The sequence below is a fragment of the Porphyromonas sp. C0041D3 genome, from assembly GCF_056590575.1.
Window position 1 is genome coordinate 153650 of record NZ_JBWPWJ010000006.1, and the last position, 26881, is coordinate 180530.

General features: G+C 53.8%; 27 protein-coding genes and 1 pseudogene. 4 read left to right on the top strand and 24 right to left on the bottom strand.

Annotated features, from left to right (window positions below):
• Positions 1-127: 127 nt before the first annotated feature.
• The 5 genes and pseudogenes from AC1EKE_RS05985 to AC1EKE_RS06005 form a co-directional block, all read right to left on the bottom strand.
• The gene (locus tag AC1EKE_RS05985; protein ID WP_480308670.1) at positions 128-790 is read right to left on the bottom strand and encodes a ComEA family DNA-binding protein; all 663 of its coding nucleotides are present in this window, start codon (positions 788-790) and stop codon (positions 128-130) included.
• On the bottom strand, positions 774-1481 hold the full coding sequence (locus AC1EKE_RS05990; protein WP_480308671.1) for an ABC transporter ATP-binding protein: 708 nt from the start codon (positions 1479-1481) through the stop codon (positions 774-776). The genes AC1EKE_RS05985 and AC1EKE_RS05990 overlap by 17 nt, the downstream gene beginning before the upstream one ends.
• Positions 1478-2212: a tRNA threonylcarbamoyladenosine dehydratase gene (locus AC1EKE_RS05995; protein WP_480308672.1), complete on the bottom strand. Its 735-nt coding sequence runs from the start codon at positions 2210-2212 to the stop codon at positions 1478-1480. Before AC1EKE_RS05995 ends, AC1EKE_RS05990 begins: the two co-directional genes overlap by 4 nt.
• Before the next feature lie 924 nt (positions 2213-3136).
• Positions 3137-3835: a hypothetical protein gene (locus AC1EKE_RS06000; RefSeq protein WP_480308673.1), complete on the bottom strand. Its 699-nt coding sequence runs from the start codon at positions 3833-3835 to the stop codon at positions 3137-3139.
• 432 nt (positions 3836-4267) lie between these two features.
• Positions 4268-5116 (bottom strand): annotated as a pseudogene (locus AC1EKE_RS06005) (IS30 family transposase); the annotation flags it as partial.
• A gap of 384 nt (positions 5117-5500) precedes the next feature.
• On the opposite strand from AC1EKE_RS06005, the gene AC1EKE_RS06010 reads away from it, so the two are divergent.
• Positions 5501-5818: a DUF4298 domain-containing protein gene (locus tag AC1EKE_RS06010; RefSeq protein ID WP_480308674.1), complete on the top strand. Its 318-nt coding sequence runs from the start codon at positions 5501-5503 to the stop codon at positions 5816-5818.
• Positions 5819-5837: 19 nt separating this feature from the next.
• Here AC1EKE_RS06010 and AC1EKE_RS06015 read toward each other — a convergent pair whose 3' ends face one another.
• Together AC1EKE_RS06015 and holA are read right to left on the bottom strand one after the other, a co-directional pair.
• Entirely contained in the window at positions 5838-6440 is a 603-nt protein-coding gene (locus AC1EKE_RS06015) for an NUDIX hydrolase (protein WP_480308675.1), read from the bottom strand.
• A 34-nt stretch (positions 6441-6474) separates the two neighbouring features.
• Positions 6475-7524 (bottom strand): DNA polymerase III subunit delta, encoded by a 1050-nt coding sequence (gene holA / locus AC1EKE_RS06020; RefSeq protein ID WP_480308676.1) that lies wholly within the window; start codon positions 7522-7524, stop codon positions 6475-6477.
• A 38-nt stretch (positions 7525-7562) separates the two neighbouring features.
• On the opposite strand from holA, the gene AC1EKE_RS06025 reads away from it, so the two are divergent.
• Together AC1EKE_RS06025 and AC1EKE_RS06030 are read left to right on the top strand one after the other, a co-directional pair.
• Positions 7563-8009 carry a type I restriction enzyme HsdR N-terminal domain-containing protein gene (locus AC1EKE_RS06025; RefSeq protein WP_480308677.1) on the top strand — a complete coding sequence of 149 codons (447 nt, stop codon included), beginning with the start codon at positions 7563-7565 and terminating at the stop codon, positions 8007-8009.
• A gap of 63 nt (positions 8010-8072) precedes the next feature.
• Complete coding sequence (locus AC1EKE_RS06030; protein ID WP_480308678.1) at positions 8073-10370, top strand: outer membrane beta-barrel protein; 2298 nt, start codon at positions 8073-8075, stop codon at positions 10368-10370.
• Positions 10371-11161: 791 nt separating this feature from the next.
• Here AC1EKE_RS06030 and AC1EKE_RS06035 read toward each other — a convergent pair.
• The gene (locus AC1EKE_RS06035) at positions 11162-14326 is read right to left on the bottom strand and encodes a TonB-dependent receptor (RefSeq protein WP_480308679.1); all 3165 of its coding nucleotides are present in this window, start codon (positions 14324-14326) and stop codon (positions 11162-11164) included.
• Between the two features lie 292 nt (positions 14327-14618).
• Here AC1EKE_RS06035 and AC1EKE_RS06040 point away from each other — a divergent pair, with 292 nt between their 5' ends.
• On the top strand, positions 14619-16145 hold the full coding sequence (locus AC1EKE_RS06040; RefSeq protein ID WP_480308680.1) for a calcineurin-like phosphoesterase C-terminal domain-containing protein: 1527 nt from the start codon (positions 14619-14621) through the stop codon (positions 16143-16145).
• 81 nt (positions 16146-16226) lie between these two features.
• Here the strand turns inward: AC1EKE_RS06040 and lpdA are convergent, their stop codons facing one another.
• The 16 genes from lpdA to rpsH all read right to left on the bottom strand — a co-directional run bounded on the left by lpdA (position 16227) and on the right by rpsH (position 26574).
• On the bottom strand, positions 16227-17600 hold the full coding sequence (gene lpdA / locus AC1EKE_RS06045; RefSeq protein WP_480308681.1) for a dihydrolipoyl dehydrogenase: 1374 nt from the start codon (positions 17598-17600) through the stop codon (positions 16227-16229).
• A gap of 145 nt (positions 17601-17745) precedes the next feature.
• The gene (gene rplQ, locus AC1EKE_RS06050; RefSeq protein WP_296164099.1) at positions 17746-18258 is read right to left on the bottom strand and encodes a 50S ribosomal protein L17; all 513 of its coding nucleotides are present in this window, start codon (positions 18256-18258) and stop codon (positions 17746-17748) included.
• An 8-nt stretch (positions 18259-18266) separates the two neighbouring features.
• Positions 18267-19262, bottom strand: a complete 996-nt coding sequence (locus tag AC1EKE_RS06055) for a DNA-directed RNA polymerase subunit alpha (protein ID WP_296164101.1) — start codon at positions 19260-19262, stop codon at positions 18267-18269.
• A 43-nt stretch (positions 19263-19305) separates the two neighbouring features.
• Positions 19306-19905, bottom strand: coding sequence for a 30S ribosomal protein S4 (gene rpsD, locus AC1EKE_RS06060; RefSeq protein ID WP_070465481.1), 600 nt, complete (start codon positions 19903-19905; stop codon positions 19306-19308).
• Between the two features lie 251 nt (positions 19906-20156).
• Positions 20157-20543 (bottom strand): 30S ribosomal protein S11, encoded by a 387-nt coding sequence (rpsK, locus tag AC1EKE_RS06065; protein WP_018106935.1) that lies wholly within the window; start codon positions 20541-20543, stop codon positions 20157-20159.
• A gap of 18 nt (positions 20544-20561) precedes the next feature.
• Entirely contained in the window at positions 20562-20942 is a 381-nt protein-coding gene (gene rpsM / locus AC1EKE_RS06070; RefSeq protein ID WP_070465484.1) for a 30S ribosomal protein S13, read from the bottom strand.
• Between the two features lie 117 nt (positions 20943-21059).
• Positions 21060-21176 carry a 50S ribosomal protein L36 gene (gene rpmJ / locus AC1EKE_RS06075; protein ID WP_018106937.1) on the bottom strand — a complete coding sequence of 39 codons (117 nt, stop codon included), beginning with the start codon at positions 21174-21176 and terminating at the stop codon, positions 21060-21062.
• Positions 21177-21328: 152 nt separating this feature from the next.
• On the bottom strand, positions 21329-21547 hold the full coding sequence (infA, locus tag AC1EKE_RS06080; protein WP_070465486.1) for a translation initiation factor IF-1: 219 nt from the start codon (positions 21545-21547) through the stop codon (positions 21329-21331).
• Positions 21548-21624: 77 nt separating this feature from the next.
• Complete coding sequence (gene map / locus AC1EKE_RS06085) at positions 21625-22425, bottom strand: type I methionyl aminopeptidase (RefSeq protein ID WP_296121203.1); 801 nt, start codon at positions 22423-22425, stop codon at positions 21625-21627.
• A 37-nt stretch (positions 22426-22462) separates the two neighbouring features.
• Positions 22463-23791, bottom strand: a complete 1329-nt coding sequence (secY, locus tag AC1EKE_RS06090) for a preprotein translocase subunit SecY (RefSeq protein WP_297128671.1) — start codon at positions 23789-23791, stop codon at positions 22463-22465.
• A 39-nt stretch (positions 23792-23830) separates the two neighbouring features.
• The gene (gene rplO / locus AC1EKE_RS06095; RefSeq protein ID WP_296164944.1) at positions 23831-24286 is read right to left on the bottom strand and encodes a 50S ribosomal protein L15; all 456 of its coding nucleotides are present in this window, start codon (positions 24284-24286) and stop codon (positions 23831-23833) included.
• A 149-nt stretch (positions 24287-24435) separates the two neighbouring features.
• Positions 24436-24606, bottom strand: coding sequence for a 50S ribosomal protein L30 (gene rpmD / locus AC1EKE_RS06100; RefSeq protein ID WP_480308682.1), 171 nt, complete (start codon positions 24604-24606; stop codon positions 24436-24438).
• Between the two features lie 53 nt (positions 24607-24659).
• Entirely contained in the window at positions 24660-25166 is a 507-nt protein-coding gene (gene rpsE, locus AC1EKE_RS06105) for a 30S ribosomal protein S5 (protein ID WP_296164942.1), read from the bottom strand.
• A gap of 32 nt (positions 25167-25198) precedes the next feature.
• Entirely contained in the window at positions 25199-25543 is a 345-nt protein-coding gene (gene rplR / locus AC1EKE_RS06110) for a 50S ribosomal protein L18 (protein WP_070465505.1), read from the bottom strand.
• Positions 25544-25585: 42 nt separating this feature from the next.
• Entirely contained in the window at positions 25586-26143 is a 558-nt protein-coding gene (rplF, locus tag AC1EKE_RS06115) for a 50S ribosomal protein L6 (protein WP_480308683.1), read from the bottom strand.
• A gap of 29 nt (positions 26144-26172) precedes the next feature.
• Entirely contained in the window at positions 26173-26574 is a 402-nt protein-coding gene (gene rpsH / locus AC1EKE_RS06120) for a 30S ribosomal protein S8 (RefSeq protein WP_025081669.1), read from the bottom strand.
• Positions 26575-26881: the final 307 nt, after the last annotated feature.

Genomic DNA, 26881 nt, shown 5'->3' on the forward strand with positions numbered 1-26881 from the left:
TTTTTGTGTAAAAATGATTGATGTCACTTGGCGCGAAGACCGCCCTGCGATCTCGCAACCCAACAAATGTAGGGAAAAAGGCGTGTCTCACCCACCTTTTTCCCTTAATCTTTCTGAAAGTCTATCCTCAGAAGGGCATGTAGGGCGCGAGGCGGAGGGAGTCGTCGCGGGTGAAGTCTCCGGTGGCCATCAGGTGCGACCAGTCGAGGGGCTGCTCCTCCTCTAAAAGCCTGCGCAGGGTGCGCTTGTGGCGCCACGAGAGATAGGGGTGGTAGCTGATGCTGTCTATGGTGAGAGTGAGGGACCTGACCGCTGTCCCTATCGTGAAGTAGGGGTGGATGGCATCGTAACGCTCCCGGTCCATGCCGTAGACCTCCTGGAGTTGCTCCACCACGTAGTACCCGCCGAGGAGGTCGCGGTACTTGACGATACGGCGGGCAAAGGAGCTACCGATGCCGGGGACGCGCTTGAGGAGGGTCGTGTCGGCACTATTGAGGTCAATGGTGGCGCCGGGCTTGAGCTTGGGGAGGTACGCCTCTGCCCGCTTGGCCTCGGGCGGAGGACCGGGATAGCGGTCGGTGCGAATGGGGGCGGGGGTATTCTTCTCCTTCTCTACAGGAGCCTGAGGCACCGTGTCGAGCTTCGCCACGACCGGTGGGATGGTGTCCGGCACCTCAGACATGCCGGGGAGTCCCTTCGCCGTGACGCCGGAGTAGAGCACGTAGGAGAGGATCAGGACGACGAGGAGGATGAGGACCACCCGGTCGCTCTTATTAAATCGGAGCCTCATCGCCACCCTGCTCGCTTACGATCCGACCATCACTCAGGAGTAGCGACCGATCGGCGATCTCCGCCGTCTCCCGGTCGTGCGTCACGACGATGAAGGAGAGTCCCTCCTCCTCGCGCAGCCGGAGGAAGAGCTCAAGGAGCTCACGCTTACGGACGCTGTCGAGGGCGCCGGTAGGCTCATCCGCCAGCACGATCTCGGGGTGATTGATGATCGCGCGCGCCACGGCGACCCGCTGCTTCTCTCCTCCCGACAGCTCCGCCGGGCGGTGGTCCAGCCGATCACCGAGGGAGAGACGGCGAAGGAGCTCGCCCGCCTCAGCCATCGCCTCGCGACGGCTCTTACCGCTTATCATCGCCGGGATGGCGACATTCTCCACAGCGGTAAACTCGGGCATCAGCTGGTGAGACTGGAAGACGAAGCCGAGGTGACGATTGCGGAAGGCGGCACGTCGGTCACCCGATAGGGCTGACAGCCGCTCACCCCCGATGATCACCTCCCCCCGATCAGGGGCATCGAGTGTGCCGATCACCTGCAGGAGCGTCGTCTTGCCCGCCCCGCTGGCACCGACGATAGCGAGGATCTCTCCCCGGTGGAGCTGGAGGCTGATGCCCCGCAGGATCTCCAGCCGACCGAAGCTCTTGTAGATATCCCGCACCTCCATCAGGGGTGCATCAGTTGGTGTGCTGCTCATGACTCAGGGTGTAATAGGTGATCAAGCGCCACGTAGGCGCAGTAGCCCCCCACCATCGGCGGCATATAGGAGATGGTGCCGGGAGTGGACTTCTTATTCTGCTCCCCCTCCGTCAGGACGATGGCCTCCTCCACCGGTAGCTCGGTCGAGAAGACGACGGGGAAGTCAAGCTTGACCCCGAGGTGGCGCAGCCGCTTGCGTATCATCTTGGCGAGCGGATCATTGAAGCTCTTATCCATGCGTGCCACCCGGATCTTCGTCGGGTCGGTCTTGGCACCCGCCCCCATAGCACTGACGAAGGGGATCCCGTGCTGCTGCATATAAGCGATGGCGAAGACCTTGGGCGCCAGCGTGTCGATGGCATCGATGACGAAGTCGTAGGGGGCGGCCGAGAGCACCTCCTCCATACGCTCATCCCGCAGATACTCAGCGATCACCTCCAGCCGAAGAGCGGGATTGATCGAGAGAAGGCGGTCGTGCCAGAGGGTGGCCTTGGACTGACCGATCCCCGACTGCGTGGCGATGATCTGGCGATTGATATTGGACGGGGTCACCACGTCGGCATCGACGATCGTCATCTGCCCCACTCCACCCCGGGCGACCATCTCGGCAGCAAAGCCCCCGACGCCCCCGAGCCCAAGCACCAGCACGTGCGCTCTCGAGAGCTGCTCGCAGCCCTTCGCCCCGACCAGCAACCGCAGCCGGTCAAATGTATGATCCTCTTCTTTCATAGGTCTCAAAGGTAGCGATTTTCCACCGCTTCATAGGGCGTAGGTCTGCTTTTATCAGGGGTGACGCATTTGAGCTTCACTGCAGAGAAGGAAGCACCCCTGCCGGGGTGCTCGCTCCATAGGTATCGGTCATCCGCGAAGCGGTGACCGATGTACAGCATCCCACCCCTACCCCTTCGACCCCTTGTGGGTCGCCGAGCACACAACCCCTCTCTCGGCGACCCGCAAGGCGTCGTGGCATTATGCGTACGCCTATACATCGGTCTTCGGCACTTCGTGCCTCGACCGATGCCTATGGAGCGGGCATCCTTCGGATGCCGGCATGCTGTGAAAGCCGGTAAGTTTGTGCTGAGCGTCCGACTTGCCCGACTTGCCCGACAAGATAGACACTCGGCTGGTGCCTGCACAGCGACAGGGATGATCACTTCTTTGCAGTAAAGCTCAAATGCGTCAGCCCTATCTTTTTGCGCGGTCTGTTGTTTAGTTGATTCTGAATTTGTCTGATTTCATCGTCGGAGATTTCGTCCAATGATTATCCTTCAGGGATGTATCGTCAAATCAATCCATTGATATTTTCAATGTGAGGTTTGTCATCAGAGCAATAAGGCTTAGCAAAGAATACAGGGATCTTGAGTGCCCGCTCTATAGACTTGAAGTGGGTGAACTCCCGCTATCAGTTGTAATGGAGAATATCTGTCCTCGGCGCTTTAAGAAGGGTGCTACCAATCGTTGCTTCCTACGTCTTAACATATGACGACAAGATCGGATAGTCGCCAGCTGTACAATCTAGTTCTTTAGTCATATCTAAGGAGGTAAGGGGGAGGGTGAAAAAGCTCTTCCCTTCATTTGGGGGTGCAAGTTAATCAATTCACTTCAGTTAGTTTTTTGTGGGTGGCTTTCTCCCCCAGCACCTCAAAATAGGAATTAGCCAATCAACCAGTAATTTTCAATGAAGGATTTTACACTCTCGTCATCTCTTAGGTTGTAATCACCAAAATTACAAAACTCCACAGACTGTATTTTGTTGTTTTTTGTAGTGCAAATTATCATAGAAAAGGATAGGTTAGAGTTAAGGTGGTTATGACAATATTCTGTACTGTCCTTCCAATGTGTGTTTACACTTGCAGGATGGATAAAATAAAATCTATTACACTTCGAGATCAATTTTTGGACGATTTCAATGTCGAAGCCTAGTCTAAGGAGCAACTCCGAAATAGGTGAGCCTACTGAAAGCCATGATAGATCTAAAAGGTTTGAGTGTAAAACTCCTAAGCATAACTCATAATTTGACATTCTTGGTACAGGTTGCATATATATAAGTGAGTCCGAATGAGAAATAGCACCAGCCATTATTGGAAGATCATCATCAAACTCAACTCTCCAACCGTTAAAAATATTACTAAAATCATCTTTTGACTTAATCGAGTAGAGTCTGTTATAGAATAAAACAGATGCTGATGAAACAATGATCGCTTTTTCTTCTTTTATTAAGCAGAGAGCGACTGTGTTTTCGAGATTACAAGACCTACATGATTTATGAGAAGATCTTGGCCAAAGTCGAATTCCGTAATATGTCGTTCTATGTTGAGCAGTCCATATTGAATCAATTGCGTTCTGTTCCATAATGCCCTTGTTTCTATCAGTAAAATTGCCAAAAATCAAATTGTTGCACATCAATATCGCACAGCAAAACAGAATGATAGCCATTACCCCAAAAACACATCTTGGAATACGACACATGTCTTTATGCATTCTTTTGTTAGAGTTCATATGCTTTGGACTTTAATATGAGTTTGTGTTTTATTGAGTTCGGAAATCTTGAGCCTTCACGTGTTTTCTTACCTGTCTTATAACTAAAGTGTTCACTGGCACCTAATGCTGTGTCGAAAGCTCTTGATGCCTCCATTGAATTCGCTCTGTTATAACTAATGTTTCCATGCTCATTGATTACATACTCTGATGATAAAACGAAACAACCTTCAGTCCAATTTCGAGGATTGCCACTCCCATAGTGAAATCTTATCCCTAGACTCAAGGACGAAGTGCAACAGGGAGGAAGTCAGAGAAATCAGAATTTTTAGGGATGTATTGTCTGATGATTTTGTTGGTATTCTCGATGGCACCCTTTTGGCAAGAAGCGTAGGGGTCGGCAAAGAAGACCGGAATACCGAGGACACGAGTAATTGTGTCGTGATCTCTAAATTCAAATCCGTTGTCGGTAGTAATAGTCTTGAGTTTATCCTTATAGGGGAGCAACAGCAAGATAGCAGCTTTAGCAGCTGCCACCGGATTAAAACCTCCATCACTTTTCTTGATGAAACACATGTTGGTAGATTTCTCGACAAGGGTAAGGATGGCAGACTTCTGTCCTTTGGCAACAATGGTATCCATCTCAATGTCCCCAAATCTCTTCCCATCGACCTCCGTAGGTCTCTGATGGATAGAGACTCTGTTAGGGATATGAGCGGCAGAGGATTTCTTGTAAAGAGCTCTACTCCGATGTTTGATCTTATGACGACAGTTAAGGTAAAGGGAGCCGCCTCTAGTCTTATCATTCCTAATCCATTGGTAGATAGTTTCGTGAGAGATTCTGATCCCTTCCTTCCGAAGAGTACCGGATATCTGCTCTGGAGACCATTGGTACTTGGTTAGTAAGGTAAGCACCTTATAGCGATACCTCCTTTTTGTCCACCTGTTTCGAGCTGATCGAGCTCTGTTTTCCCCAGCCATCTCATTGGCTAGGGCAGAGATGTATACTCCTGTTTTCGAGGAGTTTTTCTTTATCTCTCGGCTGACGGTAGAAGGACTAACTCCGATCAGACGTGCAATCATACGGAGTGGCACGTTCTCCTTAAGTCCATTCTTAATTACGTACCTTTGCGATGAAGTGAGTTGCTTATACATAAATAGAGATGTTTAGAACAATGTAAAAGTAACTCATTTTGAGGAGACTTCGGTCTCCTCTTTTCATTTAGGGGGGGGATCGAAGAGGTGAGTCTGGTCGACGCGAGAGTCCCCCTCCACCCCCAAAGGGGGGATGGGGGCGGGGGACTCTCGCCAAACTTTTTCCTCTAGTGTTGCACTTCGAAGGAGAACCTAGGACGTTAGGTAGTGGTCTTTGAGACATTGCAGAATAATGAAAGGGAAAGAAACTCGCTCGTTTCCAAATCGTTCACCTTTTATTATTCTACATTATGTTTTCCCTCTGCAATCAGCCGATTACATTTGCTCCTATTACTTTTATTCGGAACTTTGCGACAGATGACTATCACACCAAGTGGAATAGATATGGACGCAAAGACAAGAGAAAGAGTAGAGCGGATCCGGGCTATGGAGGAGCGCCTCGACCGCTGCGTGGAGACGACTGCCAAGCTCTCCGCCGCCTGTAAGCAGTGGAGGGAAGCCCTCGAGGACTCACGCATCCTCGAGGAGTACTACCAGGGTGATGACTGGATGGAGGACTACGAGGCGGACGAGAGGGGCGAGCTGCCCAACGACCTCCTCCGCGGTATCCTCTCCGAGGATGCGTTGTACGACTACATCAGCGACCGGCAGGAGCTGGCAAAGGAACTCCTCCGCACCGCGCTTGCCGCGCTGGAGTCTTAGCCTCTCGCCCGGGTTTGGATCAGAAGTAGTGCTCCTCCCGGACCATCTCCACCGCCCGACGGATGGAGCGGAGACCAAAGTCAGCCGGCACGATCTCGCGTATCGGGACGATGAGCAGCCTCGCAACGTCGTCTCCGGCCTGATCCACATAGGGGACGAGGGACTCCACCTTGAGGTGGTAAAAGAGGTCCAGCGTGTGGAGCGTCATCCCGGAGTAGAGGTAGAGATTGGGGAGAGAGAAGAGGTACTTCGGTGGTCTGTGGATCCCTCCACGGAGGCCGCCAAAGGCATCGATGCCGGTCTCCTCACGCAGCTCACGCGCCATCGCCTCCTCACCGGTCTCGTCCATGTCAACGAAGCCCCCCGGCAGGTCGTAGGTACCGATGGCAGGCTCCTTGCCACGCACGGCGACAAGCATATTCTCCATCAGGTCGGTGATGAAGCAGGCACAGGCGGCTTGCGCATTGGCGTAGTACTCAAAGCCGCAGTCCTCGCACTTCTTGGCCTTGGCATTGACGACCCCGAAGTGAGGGCTGCCACACTTGGGACAGTGGGCAAAGAGCTCAAGAGGATGCTCAGCGGCAGCCCCTGCGGGAGTGGTGGTTACATTTTTCTTCTCCATAAATATCTTGTATGACTCGCTTGGTAGGTTTGTATCAATTGAGGATCAGCAGCACGAGGTCTATCAGTATCTCATCGGGATCACCCTGGTCGCTGTACATCCCCTTACTCCTCGCATCCGAGTGGCGCAGGGCGTGGATGATCTCGACGACCCGCTGGGGCTTGTAGCTCTTGATCCCGAGCATAATGTCCTTGACAAAAAAGGAGGAGCTGATACCGAGGTAGCTCATCACACTCTGCTCGGTGTAGGGTCGTGGGGCGTAGAAGGCGGTGAGCAGGTCGGCAAAGTAGCCGAAGAGCGTCGGGATGATCATCTGCACCGGCACCCGCTTGCTGTCCTCCGAGAGTGAGCGGGCGATGATGAGTGACTGCCGTCGGTCCTTACGGGCGAGGGCACGCTTGAGGTCAAAGGCGGTGTACTCCTTACTGAGCCCCGTGTAGGTGAGCACCTGCTCGGGAGTGACCTGAGCCCGCACCTCTGAGGGAAGGGCGAGGGCCAGCTTCCCGAGCTCGCTATCTAGTCGGGTGACGTCGGTCCCGATATGCTCCGCCACCACCTGCACCGCCTCCGGCGTGAGGGTCAGCCCATGCTCGAGGGCGAGGGGGCGGATGTAGCCACTGATCTGGTAGTCCCGGATCTCGGGCGACTCCACGTAGAGCCCCACCTTCTTCGTCAGGCTCTTGATCACGCTGAGGGTGCGGGCGGGCTTTTTCCCGCCCTTGAAGCAGAGCACCACGATGGACGAGTGCACCGGGTGATCGACGAGGTTGCCCAGCACCTCCATAAGCGCTCCTCCCCCACCCTGCATCATCGCCTGCGCCTCCCGGACCACGGTGAGGGTGTACTTCGCCATCATCGGGGCGCGCCGTGCCGCAGTGAGGAGCTGTGAGGGTGTCGCCGTGGTGCCGTAGAGGAGGGTGTAATTGAAGTCCCTCGCCTCCTCCGGCATATAGGCGGCCTCGATTTTTTTCTCTATCTTGTCGGTGAAGTACTCCTCCTCTCCGGTGAGCAGGTAGATGCGGTACGGCTCCTTGGTGGAGTCGATCGCGGCGAGGACACTCTGTGGCTCTTTAGTGTAGGGCATGGCGGTAGTGATGACTTCTGAGACAAATATACCCCTTTATGGCGGAAAGTAGAGCGAGCGAACGACCAATGGTCTACGACCCCCTCCGGAGGAAGGAGGTGGCGCTGACCCCCGAGGAGGGAGTCAGGCAGGGGATCGTGCGCCACCTGATCGACAAGCTGGGCTATCCGCCCGAGCTGATGGGCAATGAGGTGGCGCTCCGCGTCGGGAAGCTCTCCCGTCGCTGCGACACCCTCGTCATCGCCCCCGACCGGTCGCCGCTGATGATCATCGAGTACAAGGCGCCTTCCATCCGTCTCTCAGATGCGGTGCTGGAGCAGATCTACCGGTACAACTCAGTCCTCCGGGTCCCCGTGCTGGTGATCACCAATGGGCGTGAGATCTACGCCTACCTCGTCGGCTACGACGGCGAGGAGACCCGCCTCCTCTCCCGCCTCCCCTCCTACCCCGAGCTCCTCACCCTCACGAGGAGAGACTGCCCCTGACAGGTTTTTAAAAAAAGTATCTTTGGGGCACAAAATAAGTCTGTCATCATCACCATGTACGCCATGAAAAGACAACTTGCCCTAAGCCTACTCCTCCTCATACTTTCCCTCCCGGCAATCGCCCAAGATCATACGATAGCCGGCAAGGTGGTGGATGAGACAGGAGCGGGTATCTCCTTCGCCACCATCGCCCGTTGCAACCCCTCCGACAGCACCGTCATAGACGGGCTGGTTGCAGACGAGATTGGGCGCTTCACGATGGACGGGGTGAGCCTGCCTGCCCTCCTACGCATCTCCTCACTGGGATACCAAGCCTCCTACAGACGCGTGGAGAGTACCACATCGACACTTGTGATTCCACTAGCCGCTGATCCGTCCCTCCTTGACGATCTCCTGGTGATCGGTGAGCGGAAGAGCCTCAGCCCCACCTCCGGCGGCTTACGCATGTCTGTGGAGGGGACAATCCTCGCGACTAAAGCCTCTATGAAAGACCTGCTCCTCACGCTCCCCGGCATAGTGGACGATAATGGCAGCCTCCGGTCTCTCGTATCAGGAAGCGTGACGTACTACATCAATGGGAGAAAAGTACGTCGCATGGAGGAAGTCAGGCAGCTGGACCCCAAGCGAGTAAAGTCCGTCTCCCTGATCACCAATCCCGGGGTGAAGTATCCCGGCACAACGGGCGCGGTCGTCGAGATACAGAGTAATGAGCGTCTCCAAGGGCTCTCCTCCACACTCGGCGCAAGCTACACGCGCAACCACCTCAACTCCCACCGAGAGTGGTGCAACCTCGCCTACCAAAATGACCGGGTGAGTCTCTTCGGCAACTTGGAATACAATAGATTTGGCAGAGCCGCTCGTCAGGACATGACCTATACCCAATGGGCACCTCCGCGAGAGGATATGAGAACCCTCCTCCTCAGCAAAACCTATATGAACACCCTGTCGATGGGGACCGGCATCTCGTACCGACCAAGTAAGAGATGGGAAGTGACGCTTGACGGCAGTCGGGACAGCTACCATATGCAAGACCTCGGTGATGCATCGTATGAGATCTCGGAGTCCGGCACGCGGCGTCTCACAAGCAGCTCACACTCCTCTCTATCCCAGAGAGGATCTCAGAGCCAGGTCACTCTGACCGGGAGATACACCCTATCGGAGCGGCTCAGGGTAGACCTCTCAGCCGACTACCTCGACACTCGGGCGGATCGCCAGCAGTCTGTCGATGAGAGCACCCCCGGCGAGAGGTCTCGCCGTGTCACCACCACCAATGGCAGCAGGTATCGACTGCTGGCAGGTATCGGTCAGGTCCACTATAGTCTCGGCGACCACGGCAACCTACTGGTGGGGGACGAGGTCAATCTCATCCATCTCTCCGCGACCACCACCGGACTCCCCCGTATGACAGACAAGGAGGCCGGATACGACGAGACAGTGAATGCCCTCTATGCAGAGTATACCCACTCCCTCGACAAGGTCTCACTAAGTGGGGGACTGCGATACGAGTACCAGCGTACAGAGATGTCAGAGACCGGCGAGGTCGCAAGCTATGGAAATTTACTTCCCTACTTCGCCCTCTCCTTCTCATCCGGGATATGGTCTCACAATCTCAGCATCCGATCCGTTGCTCTGAGACCCTCCCTCGGACAGCTCAGTAACAGCACCTACTACCTCAATAAGTACAATAGTCAGGTAGGCAACCCCGACCTCAAGAGACAGCTCAAGACCACACTGCAGTACGTCGTGTCTGTCAGGAGTTTCTACGTGAGCGGAAAGCTGACCCGCACCAAGGATCCGATCTTCGTCACCTACAGGACCGATCCGACTGACCGACATCGATTCATTAACTCGTGGGACAACTTTGAGGGGGACTACTGGAGCAGCTCCCTCTTAGCCAACTTCAATCACAGATACGGAGTCTACAACCCGAATATCTCGCTCGGACTCTTCGGCAGCTCAGCCGCAGTAAGGGTCGGCGATGAAGTGAAGCGACTGAGCAGACCACAGCCATACCTCCACCTGGGCAACAGCCTGATTCTCGACCACGTGGATATGAGCTTAGACTATACATATACCGGCAAGGGCTACTCCGGCATATTCCTTGTGGAGCCGGTGCACTACATAGACCTCAGCATCCACGGCTCCCTACCGAGTAAGGGACTTGACCTGACGCTCAAGTGGCACGACCCACTGCGGAAGCACATCAGCAGGTACGCCACGCAGATAGGGGACATAGGGTTCGCACAGGTGGAGGATCAAGACCTATCGTACATCAGTGCGACGATCACATGGCGCTTTAGCTCCAAGGAAAACAAGCAGCACCGGTCGACCGTCAAGTCCTCCGAGCGCAATCGGCTCTGAGACAGCCTGCGGGAAGAGCGGAGTCTAATACCGGCATTAGCGAGAGGTATACTAAGGTAAAAAGGGACTGATGGCAATGGGATCGACTGTAGAGAGGGCATAAGGAACGAGTCATTTGGGAAGCAAAAGTTTTCTGACCTACTTTCGTTTCCTTCCTTCTCACACCACCGTACGTGCCGTCTGGCATTCGGCGGTTTAATTCTTTTTCAAAGAGTGTCTAATCATATTCGATTAGTTTTATCTTCCGTCTCTCTTAATTGCCGCTTCCGATGCATGCGTGCTTAGCTCTTTGTGGTCGCTAGCATTGACATTTTGACCGTTGCCACCCGTCAGCAATAACATCGGAACATACATTCTTGATTAACGTCTGTCCTTCGTCTTATCCTGCTCGAGAACTGCTACTTCGACCTCTGCTGACTCCTCGACATTCGTTGTTACTATCCTCAATGGACTGCCGAGACCTCACGGGATAAGCCTTACATCTTTCATCGTTTATCTGCCTAATTGACGCGTCAAGGTTACGGTTGCCTTTTGGATCTTAACTGTCTTTGGACAGCTTGTCCGCTTGATACACTTTTGTATTAGGTTTCTGTTCGTCAGGCCACGAGTTCGCTATTGCTTCTTCTCTCACAAGGGTCACCCCTTGAGAATTGCAAGTCGCTATGGAGTTCGTTGGCAACTACACCCCGAGTGGACTTTCACCACAGATGTATGACATGCCCATCATACAAAAAAAGGACACCCCGGGTCTGCGCCGAAGTGCCCCGAAGGAAGATAGTCCTAGGTACGAGTTACCTAAAGCGGTATCGTATTCCGAGCTGGATCTGCCATGGATTACCGGAGTAAAAGGGCATACCAGCATTGGGTCTAACCTGATACTGATAAGCCTTAGTGACAGGGTCAAAACCCTTGATATTATAGAGGGCGACAGTGCTCCCCAGTCTCTTATCCACTCCCCAGGCTTTATTGAGAAGGTTAGTTACATTGAATAGATCAAGCGACAGCTCTATGTGGTGGTCTCTGTAGACCTTGAAGTCCTTGGTGAGGCGGAGGTCAAGCGTTCCATAGAATCCCTGCTCCCCTCCATTGCGCTCGGCGACCTTACCGAAGCTACTCTTGAGATACTTCTTGAACCCTGGATCTACTTCGGGATTATTGAGGATCTCAGTGAGGCCATCTGCGATCTCATTGGGGGTGCTTGGGGCGTCGGGATCAAAGACATAGGCGAGGTCGTTGCTGTCGACAAAGTCTCCATTGACATTACCATTGACCGTCATAGAGTATCTCTGCCCGGCGATCCCGCTAAAGCGCATACCTACAGACACTCCCCAGATAGAAGGTAAGGCTCCATAGGCGACGACCTTATGGCGGAAGTGATTATTGGAGTAATTCATCCGCGAGAGATCGCGAGGATCATCCACTACCTGGTAATACAGGGTGGCAGAGTTGGCGACATTTCCGTTGTATGAGGTGTTGTCCCGTGTATCGCCGAGGGTGTAGCTGACATTGAGTACACCATCTCTGTAGTAGTGCCAGACAGCATCAAGGACTAGTGCATACTGATTGACCCGTCCCTCACTGATGAGTTCGAGGACACGACCAACCCTGGGGCTGAGTCGTCCCTCTCTCCAGTCAGGTCGTCCACCTTTGATCGTCTCAGCAGGAACAAAAACTCCTCTACCGGCCTCCTGAGAGAGGGTAAAGAAGGGCTTCTCCACCATGTTGCGATCAACGTAGAAGTAGTTATTCCTCGTCCAAGAGCCGTAAAGGGTCGCTGTGACCTTGAGCGCATTGGAGAAGAAGTGGGAGTAGGAGAGATTGGCTTTGATGACATAGGGGACACGCACATGGGGGCTATTCATATTAATCGTAGAGACCATCGGTAGTTCCCGACCAGGAGCTGTGGAGGGATCCTGACGATAACCCTTGAAGTCGGGCACCGGCAGATCCTGCCTGATATCTACAGCACCAACTTTGGTTCCATCATTGAGAAGATTATTAATCATAGAGTAGTTATTGATGGCTGAGCCGAAGAGCCCCGTCCCGAAACGCAAGAAGTCGGTGCCTCTCTCTCCGATATCCCATGTGAGCTGCATACGAGGCTGCAGGAGGAGACTGCGGACGCCTCTGTCAGTATCGAGCCCAAGCTCCTGCTTGATGAGAGGGTTGTGGGCAGGCTTATTGAAGTAAAAAGTGCCTTCACCTCTCAGGCCTCCCATCAGGGTGAGTCCCCCTCCTATCTGTGCTGTCACTTGACCGTAGATAGCAGCAAAAAGTATTCCCTGTCGCACTGTAGGATCGTCCACCAGGGGGACCTCTCGAGCAAAACGGTAGGGCTTTATGTCTCTAAAGTCGTCCAGACCAGAAAAGTAGAAAACACCGTTTTGCTCACTCGTAATGAGGGAGGACATATGGGTGTACATTAGGTCGACTCCTGCAAGGTACTGCATAGGTCCACGATCAATATAGAAATTGTCGACCAACTGAAGAACATCATCGCTGAACTTCTCTGGTAAGTACCGCTGTCCTCCGATCTGGAACCCCTTGCGGACCTCCTTGCCATCTACGCTGGAGACGACATTCTCAACTATAGCTCTAGGTATATTCTCTCTCGGGAGCTCCTCCCCCGGAGTGCCATGGTCCAGGACGTGGAGGTACTGAAGCTTCAGGTCGTTGGTCATCGAGGCCCCGACTTTGCTCCGGAGCTGGACCATAAGGTTATTGTCCATCGATAAGTGGCTCCCGTAGACCTCTAGGAGGTTGATATTGTATCCTCGATCACCAACTCCTCGACGATTGAAGTCACGGACGAAATTATCTCTTACCGTGAGGAGATTGTCCTCATTGATCTGAAAGTCAAGTCGTGCGAATAGGGCATCAGAGTGACGAATCTTGTCGAAGGAGCCAAACTGAGCTCCCTCGCCGACCCCATACTTGGTCCGGGCAATATCGAGAAATGCATCTAGCGTCTCCTGCGAGACACTATACCGGCGCTCCTCGTCAACACTGTGAATATCTGCAATCCTAAGGGGTCTGGCATCCCGTTGATGATCCCAGGCGAAGAAGAAGTGCAGCCGGTCACGGATGATCGGACCTCCTACTGACCCACCATACTGATAGATAGAATACTCACTCGTCCGATCATTGCCCGAGGCATCGAAGGGACTTGCTAGCACATTGTGACGTATGAAAGTGAATGCGCTTGCTCGCAGATCATTAGTCCCAGACTTTGTCACGGTACTGACGGTACCTCCTCCTGATCGCCCAAAGGTAACGTCATAGCGATTAGTGACGATCTCAAATTCACGGATCGCCTCCATAGAGATGGAGTAAGGTCCCCTATTGGTTGTACCTGAGGAATAGGTGCTCTTGGAAGTCATACCATCGACTGTGTAATTGGTAGAGCTCTGGAGCTGCCCTGCGAGGCTGCTTCCGCTCGTCAGGGGCGAGAGCTCCATCAGTCCGGTAAAATTTCGCCCCTCGACCGGCAGCAGAGCGATGTCTCCAGTGGAGATGGATGTGGCAGCCCCTACATTGGGAAGTTCGTTCTTGAGCGAATTGGCAACCACGGTGATCCCATCCAGGTTGACAGAGTGACTGCCAAAGTGGAAGTCCACACTCAATGCATTCCCTTGATTGAGGGTATACCCATTCTTGAACAGGTCTTTATACCCCACATAGGATACGGAGACTACGTAGGGACCCCCAAGGGGGACCTCCCTGAAAAGATATCTCCCGTCTGCTCCGGTCGCCGTGGTCTGCCGAAATCCGGTAGACTCATTCCGAAGCCTGACGATAGCACCCGGGAGTGCCAGATCCTCCTCATCATACACCATCCCACTGATAGTAGCAAGGGTAGTCTGTGCCCTCAATGTGTGGAGACACACGCTGAGCAAGAGTACTGAAATCAATAGGAGCAAAAGCTCCCTGAGCCTGAGATTTGCTTGTAGAGTCATCTTACTTGTCATTTTCTTTACGGACTTTATCCATGACAAAAATAGACGATGCGTATGACGATTTGTTTACGAACTAATCACAAAACACATAAGAATTGTCACAGAGAGAGGCAAATACAAAATTAGTATAGGAGTATCCGTATCGTCACAGATTTGTAGGCAGATCGTCAAAGTGTATTGGCACCTTTGCAATACGTAAATATGGTCTAATCATTTCAAACTCTAAACAATGTCACACCAAAGATCAATCCTAGCGGTAACAGTAACACTCCTATCACTCGCTTCCATCACAATGCGGGGTCAGAACGTAAGCGGTTTCGTCTATGAGGATAGGAATATCAATGCCCTCAGGGACAGCAGCGAAAGGGGCCTATCCGGCATCCCGGTATCCAACGGCAGAGAGGTGGTACTCACCTCCTCAGATGGCGCCTATAACCTGCCAATGGGTCCATCAGGTGTCGTCTTCGTGATCAAGCCGAAGGGGTATCGCTTTCTCGCAGACGGAGAGGGACAGTCTAAGTCCTACTACGTCCACAGCGAGAAGGGCTCATCGAAGAAGCTGAAGTATACGGGGATTAAGCCGACCGGTCCACTGCCTCGGTCAGTAGACTTCGGTCTCATCGCTGATCCCACTGAGGAGAATAGCTTCAGTATACTCCTCTTCGGGGACACACAGGTCTCCAATGAGAAGGAAGTCGAGTATTTGCAGAGGAGTGTGATCGATGAGCTTGAGGGCACCAGGTCGGCAGCCTTTGGGATCACCCTAGGAGATCTGGTCAATAATGTCCTCGACCTCCTCCCAGACTATAAGGGCGCCATAGACAGGATTGGTCTTCCTTGGTATCACGTGATGGGAAATCATGACCACAATCAGGACGTTGCGGACGACAGTCTAGCCTCGGAGACCTTCCGTGCGGTACTAGGACCTGAGAACTATGCCGTAAACTATGGCAAGGTGCATCTCTTAGTCCTAGACGATATCCTCTTCCCGGACCCAAAAGGGGAGTCACAATATTGGGGTGGATACAGAGAGGACCAGCTAACCTTCATCAAGAACGATCTCAAACATGTACCTCACGATCGTCTTGTGATCATCGCCCAGCATATCCCACTTTTTAATGAGTCGGGAGACTCATTCAACACTCGGGACCGGAGTCAGCTCTTTGAGCTATTGAGACCCTTCGAGAACGTCCTCCTTCTCTCTGCTCACACCCACTATCAGATGCACCACTTCTTTGGTCCCGAAGAGGGCTGGTATGGTGTCAAGCCTCTCCATGAGTATAATGTCGGCACCGTCTGTGGCGATTGGTGGTCAGGTGACTTCCATGCAGATCCTAAGTGTCCTGACGGCACTATGCGGGACGGGACCCCAAGGGGCTTCGCTTATATTGATGTCAATGGGACAGACTACAAGCTTAGATATGAGGTGCAGGGTGCTGATCCTAGTATGGGGATGAGACTATACAATACGAGGGTCGTAGACGCGGACGACGGGAGAGGCATACTGACGGCAAATATTTTCATGGGACGTGTGGGTGACATCGTGGAGTACTCGATTGATGGAGGTGAATGGAGACCTATGACCAAGGTGCTGCTGCCTGACCCATCTTACGCTCAAATGGTGATGGAGTACGATGAGGAGCGAGATACACTTAAGGACGGTCGGCGACCCAATAATCCTATTATCTGCTCACATATCTGGAGTGCAGGGCTTCCTCGCAAGACCACTCCCGGTGAGCATATCATCAAGGTCCGCACGATAGACTCTTATGGTCGTGAGTATATGTCGGAGACCACTTTTCGATCTATAAAGCGCTGACCTTTGACACCAAAACTTAAGGCAGAGAGATTGTCTTGCGACGATCTCTCTGCCTTAGCAACTGTAAGAATATAGGGGGAATCAGTCCTCGGCCATATAGGCAGCCTCGTGGAAGATCTCGGCAACCGTCGGGTGGGGGAAGATCTGATGGCGGAGCTCATCGAGCGTCATGCCCTCAGTGATCGCCAGACCGCCGATGGCGATGATCTCAGATGCGGGGTCACCATAGATCTGCACCCCGAGGACCTTCTTCGTCTCGGCATGGTAGAGGATCTTGAAGAGTCCGGTGGCGCGCTCATTCTCTACAATGAAGCGTCCGGCAAAGGTCATCGGGATCTTGAGAGCCTTGTAGTCGGTGCCAGCCTTCTGCAGCTCATCCTCGCTGGCTCCCACGCTCGCAAACTCAGGGCTGGTGTAGATGACTGAGGGGATGGAGTCGTAGCGAGCCTCCTCATCAGCACCATCGACGATATTGCGGATGGCCACCTCGCCCTCGTAGTAACCGACATGGGCGAGCATGATGCCACCGACGCAGTCACCTGCAGCGTAGACGTGCTTGTGAGAGGTGCGCATGTGGCTGTCGACCTTGATGGCACGGCGGTTCATCTCGATGTCGAGCGTCTCCAGCCCCAGCCCCTCGGTGATGGGTCGGCGACCGGTGGAGAGGAGGATGCGCTCTGCCTCGAGGACCTCTCGCTGACCCTCGTAGGTCTCTATGGTAACGGCTCCAGTATGGAGGGAGACCACCTTAGCCTGGAGGTAAAACTTTACCCCCGCCTTCTCATACTCCTGCTGGAGGAGCGAGGAGACCTCAGAGTCCATCGGGCCGAGGATCTTGGGGATCATCTCCACGACCGTCACATCGACGCCCATAGCGGAGTAGAAGCCTGCAAACTCCATCCCGATCACTCCTCCGCCGATGATGAGGATCGACCCAGGGAGCTCAGGAGCGCTGAGGGCCTCGGTGGAGGTCCAGTACTCGGTCTCTCCGATGCCATCGATGGGCGGGATGCTCACCTCACTCCCGGTGGCGATGAGGACATCGGTGGCGGCGTACTCGGTGTCGTTGCAGCGGATGCGGATCTTGCCGTCATCGGTCTCTCCGTCGAGGGCTGCGAGACCATCGATGATCTCGACGCCGGACTTGAGGAGCTTCTGCTTGACGCCGGCGACCAGCTTGCGGACGATCTTCTTCTTGCGGGTCATGATCTTGCCGTAGTCGGCGGTGACGTCGCCATCAACGGTGATGCCGTACTTATCAGCATTGCTGATCTTCTCGAGGAGGTGGGCGGAGTGGAGCATAGCCTTGGTGGGGATGCAGCCCTCATTGAGGCAGACGCCGCCGAGGTGGTTGCCTTTCTCGAAGAGGACCACCTTCTTCCCCTTCCCGGCAGCATACTCTGCTGCATTGTATCCGGCGGGACCACCGCCGATGACTGCGATATCGTAGGTCATGGTATTTTTTTAGAAATAGTTGGATATGGTCTTGTCATTACATACGTCGGCAAGTTACCCATTTTCCGCGTAATGGGGTACAAAAAAAGGAGACGTACTCCACGAGCGGGGTACGTCTCCATTGACTTTATATATAGAAGTGACCTTACTTGGTCTCCTCCTCGGCGGGGGTCTCGACCTTGGCTTCCTCTACGGGAGCAGCCTCAGCGGTCTCCTCGCTCTTCTTGCGACGAGAGCGACGGGTCTTCTTAGCGGTCTTCTCCTCCGTAGCCTTGGTCTTGCCCTTCTGAGTGTAGACCTCATTGAAGTCCACCAGCTCGATGAAGCAGGTCATGGTGTCATCACCACGACGACGACCCAGCTTGATGATGCGGGTGTAGCCACCGGGACGGTCAGCCACCTTGGGTGCGATCACCGTGAAGAGCTCAGTGACAGCCTCCTTATTCTGGAGGTCACGGAATGCCATACGGCGATTATTGAGATTGTCCTCCTTACCGCGGGTGATCATCGGCTCTACGTGCATACGGAGTGCCTTGGCCTTAGCGAGGGTGGTGACAATCCTCTTCTCCATGATCAGCGAGGCAGCCATATTGGAGAGCAAAGCCTTGCGGTGACTGCTGGTGCGGGAGAGATGATTGAATTTCTTATTATGTCTCATTATGCTACTTAGTCTTTATCAAGTTTGTATTTGGCGACATCCATATCGAAGGTGAGCTTGAGCTCATCGAGGAGTGCGTAGACCTCATTGAGAGACTTCTTGCCGAAGTTTCGGATCTTAAGCAGCTCGCTCTCCGAGAAGGCGACCAGGTCCCCCAGCGTATCGATGCCGGCAGCACGAAGACAATTGAGCGCTCTGACGGACAGCATATCCTCAGAGAGCTTTGTCTTCAGGAGCTGACGGAGACGCATGGTGGCCTCGTCGAAGGTATCGCTACCCTCCTCGGTCTCCAGATCGTACTCGATCGTCTCATCGTGGAAAAGTCGGAGATGAGAGATCAGGACATCAGCCGCATCCACGAGCGCCTGCTTGGGCGTCACCGAGCCATCGGTGTCGATGTCAAGGATCAGGCGGTCGTAGTCAGTCTTCTGACCCACACGGGTATTCTCGACGCTCATCTTGACATTGAGGATCGGGGTGTAGATCGCATCAATGGCGATACGCTCCGGGTCATCAAAGGACTCGGCAATATCGTCAGAGGAGACCCATCCACGACCCTTGTCGATGAAGAGCGTGAGGTCAAAGGAGGCTGACTTGTCGAGGTGGCAGATGACCTGCGACTTATTGATCACCTCGAAATTGGATAGCGGGGCGATGTCGCCTGCTGTCAATTGCTTCTTATCCTTTCCACTGACCTTGATCGTCACCTGCTCATCGTCCTCACCCTGGATGGTCTGCTTGAAGCGGACCTTCTTGAGATTAAGAATGATATTTGTCACATCCTCAACAACTCCGGGCACGGTGGCAAACTCATGAGCCACGCCGGAGATCTTGATGGAATTGATGGCAAAGCCCACGGGCGAGGAGAGGAGAATACGACGCAGAGCATTGCCAATGGTAAGACCGTATCCGGGCTCCAATGGCTTGAAGTCTGCTCTCCCATGTGTGGGTGTCGACTCCGTGAAGACCAGCTTGTCTGGTTTTTGGAATACTAGTAAAGCCATATCACTGCTATTAAATGACTCGAAAGTCGGAAAGGATCAATTATTACTTAGAGTACAGCTCGATGATAGACTGCTCTACGATATTCTCAGGAATATCAGCGCGCTCGGGCACGTGGAGGAAGGTACCTGCCTGTGCCGCACCATCCCAAGCGAGCCAGGAGTACTGGTTGTGACCCAGACTCTGTACCGCCTCACGGATGATCTCAAGATTCTTGTCTCTCTCACGTATGCCAACGACCTGGCCGGGCTGTACGGAGTAGGAGGGGATGTCGACCACCTTGCCGTCTACGACGATGTGACGGTGGTTGACGAGCTGACGAGCTGCAGCACGAGACTTAGCGAGACCAAGACGGAATACTACATTGTCGAGACGCTGCTCCAGCAACTGGAGGAGGATCTCGCCACGTACACCGGGCATACTGGACGCCTTCTTGTAGTAGTTGCGGAACTGACGCTCCAGCACTCCATAGGTGTACTTTGCCTTCTGTTTCTCGCGCAGCTGATTACCATACTCGGATGCCCTACGGCGACGGGAGTTTCCGTGCTCTCCGGGAGGTGTTGTCTTCTTGCTCTTGACATTGCCAAAGACAGGCTCGCCAAACTTGCGATTGACCTTAGCTTTAGGACCTGTATATCTTGCCATGACTTATCTATAACTATTGTGTGTGGATTATATGAGATCGATCGGTGGGATCCTCCAAGGGACCGGCACAGTGCTGCGCGTCGTCCCTGTATCTATCACTCCGCCAGAGTGGCAGAGGCACCAGCTTACCGGAGGGTAAAGTGCGCGACTCCTACAGGGGCATTTCTCTTATCTACACTATGCCGTCACTTATCTATGAGGGACACCTGAGACAATGACACGTGGTCATTGATCGCTCTCAGATCTCATCATCAGGGTTTACGACGCTTGGGAGGACGGCAGCCATTGTGAGGCATAGGCGTCACGTCGATGATCTCCATCACCTCGATACCGGCGTTATTGATCGTGCGGATGGCACTCTCGCGACCGTTACCGGGACCCTGAACGTAGACCGTCACCTTGCGGAGACCGGCATCGTGAGCCTTCTTGGAAGCATCCTCGGCAGCCATCTGAGCGGCGTAGGGGGTGTTCTTCTTAGAGCTCCTGAAGCCCATCTTACCGGCAGAGGACTGGCTGATAGCCTGACCCTGATTATTGGTGAGGGTGATAATGATGTTGTTGAAAGAAGAGTGGATGTGAGCCTGACCGATGGCATCGACCTGGACCTTTCTCTTCTTGGCTGTTTGATTCTTTGCCATAAACTATAGATGACCGTGTTACTTGGTCGCCTTCTTCTTATTAGCGACCGTCTTCCTGCGTCCCTTGCGGGTACGAGCATTGTTCTTGGTCTTCTGTCCACGTACGGGAAGACCATTACGGTGTCTGATACCGCGGTATGACCCGATATCCATGAGGCGCTTGATGTCCATCTGCTGCATACTGCGGAGGTCTCCCTCGACCTTGTAATTAGCAGTGATGTACTCACGGATAGCGGCAGCCTGATCGTCTGTCCAGTCCTGGACCTTGGTCTCACGCGGCACCTCCGTCTTGTCGAGGATGGTGCGAGCTGCGCTACGACCAATGCCATAGATGTAGGTCAGTGCGATCTGTCCCTGCTTGTCTTGCGGTAAGTCTACACCTACTATTCTTATAGCCATATATTATAAAAACGTAAATGAATGGATGTGTCTTAGTAGACTAAGATACCATCTGCTCAAGATACTCGTCCTTATAATCCACGGGGACCACACTCTCTCGAGTGCGTCTCCGAGGGATTACTTCTGACGCATCTTAAACTTAGGGTTCTTCTTGTTGATAACGTAGAGGCGTCCCTTGCGACGTACAAACTTGCAGTCGTCGTCACGCTTCTTGATAGAAACTTTGACTTTCATCTCTTTCTCTGCTATAGTCTCAGGCGGCAACCCTTGTCCCCGCCAATGATTAGTGTTGGTAATAGTTCGATGCCCGGACTGACCCTCTCGAGGTCCACTCCAAGCCTCCGGAGCTACATATAGGTCAAAATCGCCTACTCACAATAAGAGACTTACTTGTACCGGTAGACGATACGACCCTTGGTGAGATCATAGGGGGACATCTCCACCTTCACACGATCGCCGGGGAGGATGCGGATGTAGTGCAGGCGCATCTTGCCGGAAATGTGTGCGGTGAGCTCGTGTCCATTGTCCAGCTCTACCTTAAACATAGCGTTGGACAGAGCCTCTACGATGACACCATCTTGCTCTATTGCTGGTTCTTTTGCCATTATGCTTTCTCCTTGATGTATTATAAAATGTATCTCTCAATGATAAGAAATCCTCTCGACTCCTGCAAGTCCTTGGCTCAGAAGGTCTCCCTGCCGATCACCTCGTAGATGTAGTCGAAGGTGCTCATCAGCTTGGCTCGTCCGTCGACCACCGCCATGCAGTGCTCGAAGTGAGCGGCCGGCTTACGGTCCTTAGTGCGGACTGTCCAGCCGTCGTTACTGATAAATACGTTCTTACTACCGAGGGTGATCATGGGCTCGATGCAGATGCAGAGTCCCTCCTCGATCATGGGACCGGTCCCACGGTGACCATAATTGGGTACATTGGGATCCTCATGCATGCCGCGACCGATGCCGTGGCCGACAAACTCCCGGACCACACCGTAAAACTTCGCCTCGCAGTGCTTCTGCACCGCCTCGCCGATGTCTCCGATGTGCTTGCCCACCTCTACCTGGTCGATGCCGAGGTAGAGTGCCTCCTTGGTCGTATTGAGCAGATCAGCCACCTTGGGGTCAATCTCTCCGACGGGGAAGGTGAAGGCGCTATCACCGATGAAGCCGCCAAGCTCCGTGCAGAGGTCCACCGTGATGATGTCGCCCTCCTTGAGGATAACGTCGGGACTCGGGATGCCGTGTACGACGATCTCATTGACCGAGGCACAGATGCTTCCCGGGAAGCCCTCATATCCGAGACAAGCCGGGTAGCCACCGTGACTGATGATAAAGTCGTGCGCCACCTTATCCAAGTCCGCCGTGCTGACGCCCGGTCGGATGTGCTTAGCCACCTCCGCGAGGGTGCGGCTATTGAGCTGATTGGCGAGATAGAGCTTATCGATCTCCTCGCGTGTCTTGAGGATAATGTGATTGCGTCGAATCATCAGTGTCAGTCGTTAGTGGATTCTATCTCTCTTGAGATCAGTGGTACATATTGCCGTTACGGCCCTTGATATGAGTGCCCTCAAGGAGTCCGTCATAGTGGTGCTGTAGGAGCATACCCTCCACCTGCTGCAGTGTGTCGAGGACCACACCGACCATAATGATCAGAGAGGTACCGCCGAAGAACTGCGAGAACTGTGCGTCGATACCCATCAGGCGAGCAAAGGCGGGGAGGATGGCCACGATGGCGAGGAAGATGGCACCCGGGAGGGTGATCTTGCTCATCACGTCATCGATGTACTCCTTGGTCGCCTTACCGGGCTTTATACCGGGGATAAACCCATTGGACCGCTTGAGGTCGTCAGAGATCTGACCGGGGTTGATCGTCACTGCGGTATAGAAGTAGGTGAAGACGATGATCAGGAGAGCAAAGATGAAATTGTACCAGAAGCCGGAGCCCTGCATAAACTGCTGCCAGAAGGGCGAGATATTATTCCCGTAGCCGATGAAGGTAAGCGGGATAAACATGATCGCCTGAGCGAAGATGATCGGCATCACGTTGGCGGCATTGATCTTCAGCGGGATATACTGACGAGCGCCACCATACATACGGTTGCCGACGGTCCTCTTGGCATACTGCACCGGGATACGGCGGGTCCCCTGCACCAGCAGGATAGCACCGATGATCACGATCAGGAGGAGTAGGAGCTCGAGGATAAAGACGAAGAGACCTCCGGTGACATTGAAGCGAAGTACAAACTCGCTCACGATGGCAGAGGGGAATCGTGCGAGGATACCCACGAGGATGATAAAGGAGACACCATTACCTACACCACGCTCCGTGATGCGCTCACCGAGCCAGAGGGTCATCATCGAGCCGGCAGCCATGTAGACCGTACTCCGGAAGTAAAACCAGAAGGTCGAAGGCATAGCTACACCGACGGTGGCGAGCTGATTACGCAGGTTGATCAGGTAGACCGGGCCCTGGATCAGCAGGATGATGATGGTAAGGTATCTCGTCCACTGTCCCAGCTTACGCCGACCACTCTCACCCTCGCGCTGCATCTTCTGGATGCTGGGCACTACCATCGCCATAAGCTGGACGACGATAGAGGCAGAGATGTACGGCATGATACCGAGTCCGAAGACAGATGCATTGCTAAACGCACCACCTGAGAACATGTCCAACAGTGCCATCAGTCCGCCGCGTGTCTGATCGTGCAGCGCCGTAAGCGTCGACGGATCAATACCGGGGAGGACGATGGTAGTGCCAAGACGATAGAGGACGATGAGCCACAGGGTCGTCAGGATACGCTGGCGCAGGTCATCAATCTTCCAGATGTTTCTTATCGTCTCTACAAACTTCATGGGATAAGTGTCTTAGGGTGAAATGTGAGGAGCAAAAGATCAGGACAGCACCTCAGCCACACCGCCGGCCTTCTCGATGGCCTCCTTGGCAGTAGCTGAGAATGCATGTGCGCGGATGGTAAGCTTCTGGCTCAGCTCACCATTGGCAAGGATCTTGACGGGGGCGGTGGCGGACTTCTTGATGAGACCGGCAGCCTTGAGCTCCTCCGGGGTGATCTCTGTGAGACCCTTCTGCTCAGCGAGCTGGGCGAGGTCACTCAGACTGATGATGGTATACTCGCGACGGTTGGGAGAGTTGAAGCCGACCTTCGGCAGACGGCGCTGCAGAGGATTCTGACCACCCTCGAAGCCAAACTTCTTAGAGTAGCCTGAGCGGCTCTTGGCACCCTTCGTACCACGGGTAGAGGTATTTCCAAGACCGGATCCGGTACCACGGCCTACGCGCTTGCGAGCCTTAGTGGCTCCGGCAGCCGGTTTTAGGGATGATAAATCCATGACTTATGTTGTAATACTTATATATCGATTAAAAGACGTGTCGCTATCGTGGAGAGCTCCGCCCTACTCCTTATGTCCCCGGTGTCCCGCTATAGGGAGCACGTGTCAGGGAGAGAGTAAAGGGGTCCTCTCCGCGTAGAGCTACCGGATCACTCCTCCACCACCTCGATGAGGTGACGGACGATGCGAAGATTGCCCCTATTAACGGGCGTATCCTCGACGTCGATGATGCGATTGAGCTTACGGAGGTCCAGAGCATTAAGAGCGTCCTTCTGCGCCTTGGTAGTGCGGATGCGACTACGTGTTTGCTTGATTTTCATCGTCTTATTATTCCTTAGTAATAATCGTACTCGAGAGACTTCTCGCTCTCAGATCAGCCCTTGAATACCTTCTCGACGGAGATACCACGGGTACGGGCGATGTCCAGGGGGCTGCTCAGCTTGGAGAGGGCGAGGATGGTGGCCTTGACGACGTTGTGGGCATTGGATGAGCCGTTGCTCTTGCAGAGGACGTCGGTCACTCCGACCATGTCGAGTACGGCACGCATAGCACCACCGGCAACCACTCCGGTACCCTCAGATGCAGGGCGGAGGAGCACCTCAGCACCGGCAAAGCGGGCACTCACCTCGTGAGGGATGGTCCCCTTGAAGACCGGCACCTGGATGAGGTTTTTCTTAGCAGCATCGGTACCCTTGGTGATAGCGGTGGAGGTGTCGTTGGAGCGGCCGAGGCCGTAGCCGATGACACCCTTACCATCACCTACCACGACGATGGCAGCGAGGGAGAACGTCCGTCCACCCTTGGTGACCTTGGAGACCCTATTGATGGCTACGAGACGATTCTCGAGCTCTATATTATTAGTAGAGGTTACTCTCTTCATATCTTTATGCAATAGTTCGTGTGATCGATATCTCAAAAGACAAGCCCTGCCTCGCGAGCGGCATCAGCCAGCTCCTTGACACGACCATGGTAGAGGTAACCATTACGGTCGAAGACGACAGTCTTGACACCGGCATCCATAGCCTTCTTGGCGACGTCGCTACCGACTTGCTTAGCGATCTCTCCCTTGGGCGCCTTCTCGGCGATCTTGAGGGAGCTGCTGGCAGCAAGAGTCTTACCGGTAGTATCGTCGATCACCTGAGCATATATCTGGCGATTACTGCGGAATACCGACAGGCGCGGTCTCTCGGTCGTGCCGGAGATGTGCTTGCGGACGCGCTTCTTGATCTTGAGTCTTCTTTCTCTTTTAGTAATCATACTTCTCTCTCTTCACTTGATGTTTTGACTTAGGCGCATGCATTACTTAGAAGCAGCGGCTGCCTTACCCGACTTGCGACGGATGGTCTCACCGACAAACTTGATACCCTTACCCTTGTAAGGCTCCGGCTTGCGGAAGGAGCGGATCTTGGCGCACACCTGACCGAGCAGCTGCTTGTCACAGCTGGAGAGGATGACCAGAGGAGCCTTATTGCGCTCCATCTTAGCCTCCACCTGGATCTCAGGAGCGAGCATCAGATAGATGGGGTGAGAGTAGCCGAGAGAGAGCGTGAGGAGCTGCCCCTGTGCCTCAGCACGGAAGCCGACTCCGATGAGCTCCATAGTCCTGGTGTAGCCCTCGGATACACCGACGACCATATTGTGGATCAGCGAGCGTACGAGTCCGTGCTGAGCACGCTCCTCGATGCTGTCCGTAGCGCGGGTGACATGCACCTCACCATCCTTCACCTCTACGGTGAGACGGGAGTCATAGTCCTGGGACAGGGTACCCTTGGGTCCCTTTACGGTGACGACGTTGTCCTTGATAGATACCTCTACTCCGGCCGGGATGGCTATGGGAAGCTTTCCGATTCTTGACATGATGTATATCTTCTTCTTAGAGTTAGGTATTAGTAGACGTAGCAGATCACCTCACCTCCGATGTGGAGATCAGCTGCATCCTTATTGGTCATCACCCCCTTGGAGGTGGATAGTATGGCGATGCCGAGACCATTGAGGACTCGGGGAAGGTCGTTCGCACCGACATAGCGGCGGAGACCCGGGCGAGAGACGCGACGCAGCGACTTGATGGCCGGAGCCTTGGTCGCCATATCGTACTTAAGGGCGATCTTGATCGTGCCCTGATGCTTTGGATCCTCGTCGTCAAACATGTAATTAAGGATATAACCCTTCTCAAAGAGGATCTTGGTCATCTCCTTCTTCATGTTGCTGGCAGGGATTTCCACCACGCGGTGGCGTGCAGAGATTGCGTTGCGCAATCTTGTCAGATAGTCTGCAATTGGATCTGTCATAAGTAACTCATTAAATTGATCCACTCGTGTCCTGAGTTAGTGGGGATCACAAGCGGACAATATTTAACAATAGAGCACCGGATATGCCCGTCAACAGCTGTCCCACAGGGGATAGATGGAGTAGGCGTTACCCGACCTCGTATAGCCTTTTCACTCTGAAAAGTAGGCAAAGATACACAAAATCACCGACATAGTACAATCCCCACCCTCTTTTCTCAGAGAGAAATCATGGCTAATTCGCATTTTGATGTGCTGGGAGGGGGAGGAAAATAGAGATTACCTTTGTTGAGGAGAGGGATTCAGGAGA